Source organism: Bacillus sp. Medicinal_06 (genome assembly GCF_056711665.1).
Genome location: NZ_JBWYHD010000007.1, coordinates 331706 through 343460, shown reverse-complemented (window position 1 = coordinate 343460; position 11755 = coordinate 331706). Strand labels below are relative to the sequence as shown.

The 11755-nt window shown below is 35.2% G+C and carries 12 protein-coding genes; 8 read left to right on the top strand and 4 right to left on the bottom strand.

Annotated elements, in window-relative coordinates:
• Window positions 1-37 precede the first annotated feature (37 nt).
• From glcT to ptsP, 4 genes are all read left to right on the top strand, one after another.
• Window positions 38-886 carry a glucose PTS transporter transcription antiterminator GlcT gene (glcT, locus tag AC1M36_RS19245; RefSeq protein WP_336452179.1) on the top strand — a complete coding sequence of 283 codons (849 nt, stop codon included), beginning with the start codon at window positions 38-40 and terminating at the stop codon, window positions 884-886.
• 336 nt (window positions 887-1222) lie between these two features.
• On the top strand, window positions 1223-3286 hold the full coding sequence (ptsG, locus tag AC1M36_RS19240) for a PTS glucose transporter subunit IIABC (protein WP_479846106.1): 2064 nt from the start codon (window positions 1223-1225) through the stop codon (window positions 3284-3286).
• Window positions 3287-3420: 134 nt separating this feature from the next.
• Complete coding sequence (gene ptsH / locus AC1M36_RS19235) at window positions 3421-3684, top strand: phosphocarrier protein HPr (protein WP_000411078.1); 264 nt, start codon at window positions 3421-3423, stop codon at window positions 3682-3684.
• Window positions 3684-5396: a phosphoenolpyruvate--protein phosphotransferase gene (gene ptsP, locus AC1M36_RS19230; protein WP_336452177.1), complete on the top strand. Its 1713-nt coding sequence runs from the start codon at window positions 3684-3686 to the stop codon at window positions 5394-5396. Before ptsH ends, ptsP begins: the two co-directional genes overlap by 1 nt.
• Before the next feature lie 65 nt (window positions 5397-5461).
• Here ptsP and AC1M36_RS19225 read toward each other — a convergent pair whose 3' ends face one another.
• The 3 genes from AC1M36_RS19225 to AC1M36_RS19215 form a co-directional block, all read right to left on the bottom strand.
• Window positions 5462-5821 carry a DUF3915 family protein gene (locus AC1M36_RS19225; RefSeq protein ID WP_336452176.1) on the bottom strand — a complete coding sequence of 120 codons (360 nt, stop codon included), beginning with the start codon at window positions 5819-5821 and terminating at the stop codon, window positions 5462-5464.
• Window positions 5822-6149: 328 nt separating this feature from the next.
• Window positions 6150-6368, bottom strand: coding sequence for a hypothetical protein (locus tag AC1M36_RS19220; protein WP_336452175.1), 219 nt, complete (start codon window positions 6366-6368; stop codon window positions 6150-6152).
• Between the two features lie 218 nt (window positions 6369-6586).
• On the bottom strand, window positions 6587-7204 hold the full coding sequence (locus tag AC1M36_RS19215) for a nitroreductase family protein (RefSeq protein ID WP_336452174.1): 618 nt from the start codon (window positions 7202-7204) through the stop codon (window positions 6587-6589).
• Between the two features lie 360 nt (window positions 7205-7564).
• Here AC1M36_RS19215 and AC1M36_RS19210 point away from each other — a divergent pair, with 360 nt between their 5' ends.
• From AC1M36_RS19210 to AC1M36_RS19195, 4 genes are all read left to right on the top strand, one after another.
• Window positions 7565-8857: a GGDEF domain-containing protein gene (locus AC1M36_RS19210; RefSeq protein ID WP_336452220.1), complete on the top strand. Its 1293-nt coding sequence runs from the start codon at window positions 7565-7567 to the stop codon at window positions 8855-8857.
• A gap of 92 nt (window positions 8858-8949) precedes the next feature.
• Complete coding sequence (locus tag AC1M36_RS19205) at window positions 8950-10080, top strand: serine hydrolase domain-containing protein (RefSeq protein WP_336452173.1); 1131 nt, start codon at window positions 8950-8952, stop codon at window positions 10078-10080.
• Between the two features lie 4 nt (window positions 10081-10084).
• Window positions 10085-10963, top strand: coding sequence for an NAD(P)-dependent oxidoreductase (locus AC1M36_RS19200; protein WP_336452172.1), 879 nt, complete (start codon window positions 10085-10087; stop codon window positions 10961-10963).
• 4 nt (window positions 10964-10967) lie between these two features.
• Window positions 10968-11300, top strand: a complete 333-nt coding sequence (locus tag AC1M36_RS19195) for a DUF3909 family protein (RefSeq protein WP_336452171.1) — start codon at window positions 10968-10970, stop codon at window positions 11298-11300.
• 120 nt (window positions 11301-11420) lie between these two features.
• Here the strand turns inward: AC1M36_RS19195 and AC1M36_RS19190 are convergent, their stop codons facing one another.
• Window positions 11421-11696 carry a hypothetical protein gene (locus AC1M36_RS19190; RefSeq protein ID WP_241818003.1) on the bottom strand — a complete coding sequence of 92 codons (276 nt, stop codon included), beginning with the start codon at window positions 11694-11696 and terminating at the stop codon, window positions 11421-11423.
• Between the last annotated feature and the right edge of the window lie 59 nt (window positions 11697-11755).

Here is an 11755-nt window from a genome sequence, read left to right as displayed (position 1 = left end):
ATAAAAGCAGGCTATTTAAGTACGAGGGTGGTGTTATATGAATAATTATCTAGAAATTAAAAAAGTTTTAAATAATAATGTCATCATTGCGAGCCATCCGGAACATGAGGAAGTAGTAGTGATTGGCAAGGGAATTGGATTTGGAAAAAAAGCAGAAGATATGTTAGATGCGGAACAAATTGAAAAAATGTTTGTTTTAAAAAATGAACGGGACCGTGAACAATATAAACTTTTAGTGCCACATGTGAGTGAAAAGTTAATTGAATTGATGAGCGATATTATGCTGTACATTCAAGAAAAAGCGCAGTCACCATTAAACGAGCATATTCATATTGCCTTAACAGATCATATTTCTTTTGCAATTAAAAGACTGAAACAAGGCTTTACAATAGATAATCCTTTTTTAGTTGAAACAAAAATGCTGTACCCTGAAGAATATAAAATCGCTGAGGGAGTTGTACAACTTCTGAATTCCCGCTTGCAAATTACATTACCAGAAGGGGAAATTGGTTTTATTGCACTTCATATTTATAGTTCACTCACAAATTCTGATTTATCGTCTGTTAATCAAAACTCCCGTCTTATTGCACAGCTTGTTTCTTTAATTGAAACAAACTTACACCTTACATTAGATCCAGAAAGCATTCATTATTTACGTCTTATTCGTCATTTGCAATATGCAATTGAACGAGTGAAAAAGGGAGAAAAGGTAGAAGAATCGCAAGGGTTTGCTGATTTGTTAAAAGCAGAGTATCCAGTTTGTTATAATTTAGCTTGGAAACTTGTGAAGGTGATGCAAAAAGAATTACAGCTTCCTGTATATGAAGCGGAGAGCATTTATTTAACGATGCACTTGCAAAGATTAGTAAAAGCAGAGCACGTGTAAAAGGCATATATTTTGTCTAAAATGAAAACGTTAAAAAAAATGATTGAATCGCTTACAATTGTTTTGTATAATAAGTCATGCAAAGTTATACAAAATTCGACAAACAAATGAAAGCAAATAACGAAAACGTTTGCTTTAAAATAGTGAACTTATAAGTAAACCTATTTTTGACACGTGTTACTGATTCGATCAGGCATGAGTGGAGAAAAGTCAGGAATGTAAGCTAGAGAAAGGGACATACTACCCTTTGTATAGCTACCGTTCTATCTTTTTTTTCCTCATGCCTTTTTGGCGTTTGTCGAAAAGTACAATATAGATAAGAGAGGAAGGGTTTCCATGTTTAAGAAGATCTTTGGTGTTCTTCAAAAAGTCGGAAAAGCGCTTATGCTCCCAGTAGCGATTTTACCGGCAGCAGGTATTTTACTTGGATTTGGTAACGCATTTCAGAATGAAACGTTAACAAATTTCATTCCTGCTTTAAAAGCAGATTGGTTTGTCATGGTTGCAAAAATCATGGAACAATCTGGTGATATTATTTTCGCAAACCTAGCGTTATTATTCGCAGTTGGGGTAGCGATTGGTCTAGCGGGTGGAGACGGGGTAGCTGGATTAGCAGCGTTCGTCGGCTACTTAATTATGAACAAAACAATGAGTGTTTTCTTAGAAGTAGACAAGCTAGTAAAAGTAACAAGTACTGGATCTGACCCGGTTAAAATCGGTTTTACAGATCCTGCGTATGCGAATGTATTAGGGATTCCAACACTGCAAACAGGGGTATTTGGTGGTATTATCGTCGGGATATTAGCGGCGTATTGCTATAATAAATACTTCAATATTGAATTGCCACCATACTTAGGATTCTTTGCAGGTAAACGTTTCGTACCGATTGCAACGGCAGCATTCTCTTTATTATTAGGGATTTTAATGTGTTTCATTTGGCCTACGATTCAAGGTGGTTTAAATACGTTCTCACATCAAATGATTGATGCAAACAAAACGTTAGCAGCATTTATTTTTGGATTAATTGAACGTTCCTTAATTCCATTTGGACTACATCACATTTTTTATTCACCATTCTGGTTTGAATTTGGCCAATATACGAATGCGGCAGGCGAGTTAATTCGCGGTGACCAAAAAATCTTTATGGCACAGTTAAAAGACGGTGTAGAATTAACAGCTGGTACATTTACAACAGGTAAATACCCATTCATGATGTTTGGTCTTCCAGCAGCAGCTTTAGCAATGTATCATGAAGCTCGTCCAGAAAATAAAAAATTAGCAGCTGGTATTTTAGGGTCCGCTGCGTTAACATCTTTCTTAACAGGTATTACAGAACCACTTGAATTTTCATTCTTATTCGTTGCACCAGTATTATTCGGAATCCATGCTGTATTTGCTGGTTTATCGTTTATGACAATGCATATTTTAGGTGTTAAAATTGGGATGACATTCTCTGGTGGTTTAATTGACTTTATGTTATTCGGTGTACTTCAAAACCGTACACCATGGTGGTGGGTAATTGTTGTTGGTCTTGTACTTGCAGTGATTTACTACTTCGGATTCCGCTTTGCAATCCGTAAATGGAATTTAAAAACACCTGGTCGTGAAGTAACAACAGATACTGATGGCGCAGGGAAAACAGAAGCAGGCGAACTTCCACGTGAAGTACTAGTAGCGCTTGGTGGTAAAGAGAATATCGCTTCTTTAGATGCTTGTATTACACGTTTACGTGTTCAAGTTAACGAACAAAAAAATGTAAACAAAGATCGTTTAAAAGAACTTGGGGCAGCAGGAGTACTTGAAGTTGGAAATAACATTCAAGCGATTTTTGGACCGAAATCAGACACACTAAAATCACAAATTCATGATATTATGTCAGGTCGCACGCCTCATGTTGAAAAAGAAGAACTTGTAAAAGTAGAAGAGCCTGTACAAAAAGCTGATACAAATGAAGCAATTGTATCTCCAATTGAAGGTAAGATTTTACCGATTACAGAAGTACCTGACCAAGTGTTTTCAGGGAAAATGATGGGTGATGGATTTGCAATTGAGCCAACAGAAGGAACAGTAGTTTCTCCAGTTGACGGTGAGATTGTCAACGTCTTCCCGACAAAACATGCGATTGGTATTCAATCTGAAGGTGGAAAAGAAATTTTGATTCACTTCGGTATTGATACTGTAAAATTAAATGGTGAAGGTTTTGAAGCACTTGTAGCGCAAGGTGATCAAGTGAAACAAGGACAACCTTTATTAAAAGTAGATTTAGGATTTGTAAAAGAAAATGCACCATCTATTATTACACCAATTATTTTTACAAATTTAGCGCAAGGACAACAAGTTGAATTGAAAAAAGAAGGTAATGTCAAGAAAGGTGAAACAGCTATTATTGACATTCAGTAAGAAATTGACGCAAAATGTTTATAATTATAATAGGCGATGTGGTTGACCGGACATCGCCTATTATATACAATAGATGATGTAGTACTCACGTCTATACAACTAAAAAATACTGTATTTAAAGGAGATAGATTATTATGGAAAAAATCTTTAAAGTAACTAGTGACTCAGGAATTCATGCTCGTCCAGCAACTCTACTTGTTAACACTGCAAGCAAATTCGGTGCTGACATTAACTTAGAGTATAACGGTAAAAACGTTAACTTAAAATCAATCATGGGTGTTATGTCTTTAGGTATTCAACAAGGCGCAGAAATTAAAATCACTGCAAATGGTGATGATGCAGCTCAAGCACTAGCAGCTATCGAAGAAACTATGAAAAACGAAGGATTAGGAGAATAATGACTCTTAATATTCAAGGGATCGCTGCATCAAGTGGGATTGCTATTGCAAAGGCTTTCAGACTTGAAAATCCTGAATTTAACATTGAAAAGAAAACGATTACGAACGAAGCTGCAGAAATTGCACGCTTAGACGCTGCGCTTGAGAAAGCAAAAACTGAATTAGAAGCAATTAAAGACCATGCTTTTGCTGAGCTTGGTGCTGATAAAGCTGCTATCTTTGAAGCACATTTACTAGTACTAAATGATCCTGAACTAGTAAATCCAGTAAAAGATAAAGTAAACAATGAAAAAGTAAATGCTGAATTTGCAATGGATGAAGTTGCAACAATGTTCATTACTATGTTTGAAAACATGGATAACGAATATATGAAAGAGCGTGCAGCGGATATTCGCGACGTAACAAAACGCGTTCTTGCACATTTACTAGGAATTAACTTCTCAAATCCAAGTACAATTTCTGAAGAAGTAATCATCATTGCTGAAGATTTAACACCATCTGATACAGCTCAATTAAACCGTAAATATGCAAAAGGTTTTACAACTGATATTGGTGGACGTACATCTCACTCTGCAATTATGGCTCGCTCTATGGAAATTCCAGCTGTTGTTGGTACAAAAGTTGTTATGGAGAAAATCCAAAATGGCGATATGGTAATCATCGACGGTTTAGATGGAGAAGTAATTGTAAATCCATCTGAAGAAACTCTTCGCACTTTCCAAGAAAAGAAAGCGAAATTCGAAGAACAAAAAGCTGAATGGGCTAAATTAAAAGATCAAGCAACTGTAACAAGCGATGGACATCATGTTGAGCTTGTTGCAAACATCGGAACACCAAATGATGTACAAGGTATCATTGACAATGGTGGAGAAGGCGTTGGTTTATACCGCACAGAATTCTTATATATGGGTCGTGACAACCTTCCAACAGAAGAAGAGCAGTTCGAAGCGTATAAAGCAGTTCTTGAAGGTGTAAAAGAAGGTCAACCAGTTGTTGTTCGTACACTTGACATCGGTGGAGATAAAGAACTTCCATACTTACATTTACCAAAAGAAATGAACCCATTCTTAGGTTACCGTGCAATTCGCTTATGCCTTGAAGAACAAGATGTGTTCCGTACACAACTTCGTGCATTACTTCGTGCAAGCGTATATGGTAATTTAAAAATTATGTTCCCAATGATTGCAACTCTTGATGAATTCCGTCAAGCAAAAGCAATTTTATTGGAAGAGAGAGAGAGACTTGTTCAAGCTGGTACAACTGTTTCTGAAGATATTGAAGTAGGTATGATGGTAGAAATCCCTGCTTCTGCGGTATTAGCAGATCAGTTTGCTAAAGAAGTTGATTTCTTCTCTATCGGAACAAATGATTTAATCCAATATACAATGGCTGCTGACCGTATGAATGAGCGTGTATCTTACCTATACCAACCGTATAACCCATCTATTTTACGTCTTGTAAAAATGGTTATCGATGCTGCTCATAAAGAAGGAAAATGGGCTGGTATGTGTGGTGAGATGGCAGGAGATTCACTTGCAATCCCATTATTACTTGGATTAGGTTTAGATGAATTTAGCATGAGTGCAACATCTATCCTTCCTGCAAGAACACAACTAAGTAAGTTGTCAAAAGCAAAAATGGAAGAGTTAGCACAAAAAGCATTAACAATGTCAACTGCTGAAGAAGTTGTTGAATTAGTTAAAAGTATTTAATAGTAAAAAGAAAACCTGAGACCGATTTGAAATCGGTCTCAGGTTTTTTGTACAAGGTTAATCTTCTAACAAATTGCAATTGCGATTATATCCTCTGGGCAAACACGTAATAATCCTTTAAAATCGTCTTTGTGTCTGTTGTTATCACCTGAATCATGGTGATGATCGTTTCTGCAGTTATTCTTGGAGAAGAGAGCCACACCACAAGAAAAACCTTCGAATACTACATCACGGAACGTACCACAATCTTTAACTTTTAGAAGAGAAATTTTTGTTCCAATTGAAATGTTAACAAGGACATTGCATAGTGATTTTCTTTGAAAATCATCATTTCTAGAATCATCTTTTCTAAAATCATCTTTTTTACACCCATCGTCAAAGTTACAACCTCTGAAGTCATCACGACATCCAAAAGATCCAAACATAATTCTTCACCCCCTTCACACTTATAATGTATGTAAGTTCCATATGTGGTGATTGGACATAGCGTGGAATTTTTGCTGGGATATTTTCTTATTTTAAATGACTAGATGGGTATTTGTTACTTAGTGGTATTTGGATAAGGACAAATGACAGGGGAAGATAGATTGCAACTTTTATTCGTGTGTTTTTTTATTCAAGCATCGGAATTTTAGGGGGAGTTATTTTGTATTTCTCATCTTTGAATCAACAAGAATCTTTAGGGGAGATTTGGCTATTCGCGAATAACCGGATACATAGAAAAAGACACCTTCATTTATAACGAGGTATCCTTTACACTTTTCTACTTTTATATAAAACGATTGCATATACGGGAAGAGCCAACAGTAATGGTACGATAGATTGTGAGATATGTAGTCCTTCTTCTAGCTGTAGTGCCTTTTCTTTTGGAAATTGTAATATTGTAATATTTGTGGCATCACCAATAAAGTATAGAAGCAGAACAGTTACGGTATAGCTTAAAAATGCAATAAAGCTTCCATATGAATTCAATGAAAATCCCTCTCTTGTTATCTGTTTGTTACCATTGTATCATAATTGTAACAAAAAAACACCCTTTATATTTCAGTATGTAACAAAATTCGACAAAACACTACGGTTCAAAGGGGGAAAGAGGAGTGTTTTGTTATTTATATATGTTGAAATATTACAAAGAAATGACATAAAAACCGAAGGAATCTCCTTCGGTTTTTATGTCATTGTGAGACGGTTTACTTTACCCATTCGGCTACTTGTTCGACATTCATACGTGGTGCTGGATGTCCTTTTAAAGTCGATTCTCCAATTGTAATTAACATGATTGGTACATAGCGAGAAGAAACATTAAATTCATCCATTAGTGCTTGTGGATTAAAGCCGCCGATTGCACAAGTATCCCAGCCAGTTGCCTTTGCTGCAAGCATAAGCTGCATTGCTGCTAGAGATGCATTAGAGAAGGCTGCATCTCGTGGATATTGTTCACGTTTATATGCAGATTCAATATTTTGTGCCAAACGTTCTTTGGCCTCTTCCTTCATAAATCCTTGCTCTACGATTGGTCCATATACAGGATCAATGTTTTTATTCGCTTCTAAGTCACCTAAAATAGCGACTACTGCAGAGGCGTCAAGAATTTGTTGTTGATTATAAGCGATTGGATGTAAACGACTTTGTACATCTTTACCTTGGAAAACAAGAAACTTCCAATGTTGTAAGTTCCAAGCTGATGGTGCTTGGCACGCTGCTTTCAAAATTTCTTGTAATTCTTCTTTTGAAATTTCCTTTTCAGGATTGAATGCACGATTAGATGTTCGTTCATATAAAACAGTAAAAAAATCTTGCTGTGTCATAATATACCTCCAAGTTTTATATCGATTTACAAAAAATACTATATGTAATTTTCACTTACGTTTTGTAAGTTATCACTGTAAAAGAATATAATACCTTTATTTTAATTGTCAAGTTGTTGAGAATAGAATAAAAAGAGGACATTCGTACAATCGCTGCCGTTCATAAAGTCATACAATAAAAAGATGATTCACAGATTAAGAAAGAAATATGTAAAGAGAAGCTCCTGTCAGTGGGAGGGTTCTTCGTTCCTGCTGATACTCAGCCCTCATCAATCGGGTTCTTTTGATAGCGGTCCCTTATAGAAAAGGATAGTGAAGAATTCAGTAGAACAGGATATATGAAGTGAGTGAAGACCAGTGGTGAACATACTACATTTTTTATTAGAGAATACGGTTTTTCAAAATGTATTACAAGATCTCCATGTAAATGTACTTTATATAGAAGAAGGGTGTAATCACCAGTATACGATTGACAATATACATCCCAAATGTATGTTTATAGCAAATAGTTTTGAAGAAGGAGAACTATTATATGAAAAAGTGCGACCACAAATTGTAATCATTTATGTGTCGAATGGTGCACAAGTAGAGTATATAAAACACATATATAATTCAATGAGTTCTTTTATTATTATTTGGGATCAGCCGGTGACATCAAAATTTGTAGATCTACTTACAATAGGGGTACGTAATATTGTGATGGCTCCTGTTACACCGCAGGTTGTGCTAGAAGAGGTAAACAAAACTCTTTACCAATTATCACTATTGCAGCAATTGACTATTCAACAAGAGCTTCTTCAAATGATGTTTGATTTTCAAAATGATTTATTATTTATTGTAGAAGATGATGAAATTGTCGACTGTAATACGAACTTTTTAAGTTTTTTTGGATATGAAAATTTACTTTCATACCGTGAGAATCATATGGTATTTGCGGAACATTTTATTCAAGAGAATGGATATTACACAACAAATCACGATATAACTTGGCTCGATGATTCTTTAGAGCAATCCAGAAAAATAAAAATGTATAATTATGAAGGTGAAGAGTTCGTTTTTTTATTACGTGCCGTATCTGTACCAGAAGATTTGTCTAGGTTTATTGTTAAGTGTACCGATATTACGGAATTAGATGAATTATATCAAGAGCAAGAACAGCTTGCTGCAATTGATTCTTTAACAGAAATATACAACCGTTTGAAGTTTCAACAATTATTAGAAGAAAACTGGAAAAGTGAGAAACGAATGAATCAAACAATGGCGGTTATTCTTTTTGATATAGACGATTTTAAAAAAGTGAATGACACATATGGACATGATTTTGGTGATTTAGCATTAATTCAATTAGCCGAACTTATGAAATCTAAAATAGCATCTCAGCATATTCTGGCACGGTGGGGGGGAGAAAAATTTATTATATTAGCAACAAATACGACGGAAAAAGAGGCTTTCCAAATTGCTGAATCGCTACGTTTTTTCATTGAAACAAAACAATTCTCTAGTATTTCAAAATTAACCGCAAGTTTTGGAGTTGCTTTATATGAGCAAGGAATTACAAAAGAGGAATTGATGCAACGAGCAGATATTGCTTTATATGAAGCGAAAAAGAATGGGAAAAACCAAGTACGTTTATATAGAGAAGAAAAAATGTGAATTTTTCGCAACAAAGTGTTGCGATTTTTTTCTGTTGTTTGATAATAGAAAGAGGGCGCCATTTATGATGAAGTAACTGTGGAGGTTTTTAAATGTTAAAAAGATTGATTATGATGGTCTTGTGTTGCTTTTTAGTATGCGGAATTGTGTACTATTTTTGGGATACGCCGGAGAAGCCAAAAGCGCCAATAGCAAAGGCAATCCCTTCTGTTAAATCTAAATTGCAGGATAATTTGGAAGAAAAAAAGCGACCATCAACTGATTATGCTAGTATTGCACAAAAGTTAGATCAATATTTAATAGATAAAGACTTTAATGGAACGGTTCTTGTCAAGGATAAAGGTCATGTGTTACTCAATAAAGGTTATGGATATGCGGATGTGCAAAATAAAATTAAAAATACACCACAAACAAAATATCGCATCGGTTCAATTACTAAGACTGTTGTGGCAACATCCATTTTACAGTTGCAAGAGCAGGGGAAAGTAAATATTCGGGACAATGTAAATAAATATATCCCTTCGTTCCCCGCAGATAAAAATATTACATTATACCACCTTCTCACACACACTTCTGGTTTACCAGGGAAGGGAAAAGGAAAAGTGAATGCTGCATCCCGTTTGGCTTTAGTTACTTGGATTGGAAACCAGCAAGTAGCTTTTCCACCCGGTACTGGCTGGGAATACACTGACTATAATTATATGGTGCTTGCTTATATTATAGAAAATGTATCTAAGAAGTCTTTGGGGGAATATGTAAATGAGAATATATTTGCGCGAGCAGGCATGCATGAGTCAGGTATGGGGAAAATGGCGCCAGGAGAGAGACATTTCACGAAAGGGTATAAAAAGGAAAATAATATACTTGTACCAGCTCCAAAATTAGCAATGAACTGGCTATATGGCTGCGGCGAGATGTATACTACAGTTGGGGATATGAAGAAATTAGATGAAGCGATTATAAATGGAAAACTTCTTTCACAGAAAAGTATACAAGCAATGTTTATACCTTCAGCAGAAAAAAAGTATGCATTGAGTTTTTATATTTATTCTGATTATTTTCATAATCATGGTGTAGTAGCTGGTTGGAATACATTTAATAATTTTAATAAAGATAAGAGAACGTTTGTTATCTTATTTTCAAATGTACAAAATAGCATAAATGATGATTTCAATAAGGAATTTCGAAAAATGGTAAGTGACTTATTAGAAAAAAGGGGATGAGTAGATGAAACAAGTAATTTCATCAATAGGTTTTATAGGTACAGGTGTTATGGGGAAAAGTATGGTACATCATTTATTACAAGGTGGTTATACAGTATATGTATATAACCGTACGAAAGAAAAAGCAACTTCTTTATTAAATGAAGGAGCACATTGGTGTGATTCACCAAAAGAATTAGTAAAGAATGTAGATGTTGTTATGACGATGGTAGGATATCCGCATGATGTAGAAGAAATTTATTTCGGAACAGAGGGAATTCTAGAATATGCAAATGAAGGAACAATTACAATTGATTTTACAACATCGACACCAACGTTAGCAAAACGTATATATGAAGATGGAAAAACAAAAAATGTACATACTTTAGATGCACCAGTATCGGGAGGCGATATTGGAGCGAAAGAAGGAAAACTTGCCATTATGATTGGTGGAGATGAAGATGTGTATGAAGCTTGTTTGCCGTTATTTGAGATATTAGGGGAAAACATTCAATTACAAGGGCCGGCAGGAAGTGGACAGCATACAAAAATGTGTAATCAAATTGCAATCGCTTCTAATATGATAGGAGTTTGTGAAGCGGTAGCATATGCAAAGAAAGCAGGATTAGATCCAGATAAAGTATTACAAAGTATCTCAACTGGAGCAGCTGGTAGTTGGTCATTAAGTAACTTAGCTCCGCGTATGCTAAAGGAAGACTTTGCACCAGGGTTTTATGTAAAACACTTCATGAAGGATATGAAGATTGCATTAGATGAGGCTGAAAAGTTAGAATTACCTGTACCAGGTTTAACGCTCGCGAAAGACTTATATGTACAATTAATAGAAGCAGGAGAGGAAGACAGTGGAACACAAGTGTTATATAAAAAATACATAAGGGGGTAATATGATGAATTTAGAAAAATTTGATGGAATGATTGATGCTGTGCAGCGTACAACTTGTATGCCGATTAATGATAAACAACAAGCAGCATTTAAACAAAAATATGATTTTGAGCCAACATTTGAATATGGACGTGATGAGAATGACCATTATGTTATTCGAACATCAAAGAAAATGCTAGAAGAAATGGAATTTTATTTAGCTTTAAAGTACGATCGTGAAGGTATCGATCTTTATATGCATGCTGAAATTGATGGCGTATGTTATGTATCTGTTAGCTACGGAGAAGATGCTCTTCATTTACAAGAACTATTTCAGTTTTTGGAAGATAATAAATAAAAAAGTCCTTGTTTGAGGACTTTTTTATTTTGTTTAAAATATTTTTTTGAAAGCTGGAGGCTCATTTTGACAAAGGTAGGTTGCATGAAAGTAGGTGTATGGAGAGGATATAGTAATGGATTATAAGCTAGAAGCACGACGAGAGCGTTCAATTGGAAATGGAATGATTTGGGCCATATGATTGCGATTGAATTGTTTTGTGCGAGCGTGACGTAATATATATAATGAAAAGAGAATAGCGACAGGAATAGCACCGTACAAGCCAAAAAGTAAAGCGCTTACAGAAGATGCGACAAAACCTAACATACCAATTTCTAATTCCTCCATAATTGCCCCAAGAATAGCAGGAATAGCCCCACAAGTAACCCCAAGTATAAGTGCTATAATTAAATTCATGTTCTTCCTCCTTTTTTTTACAGTTTTTTCGATACATTTTCTATTATTTGTATTATAAC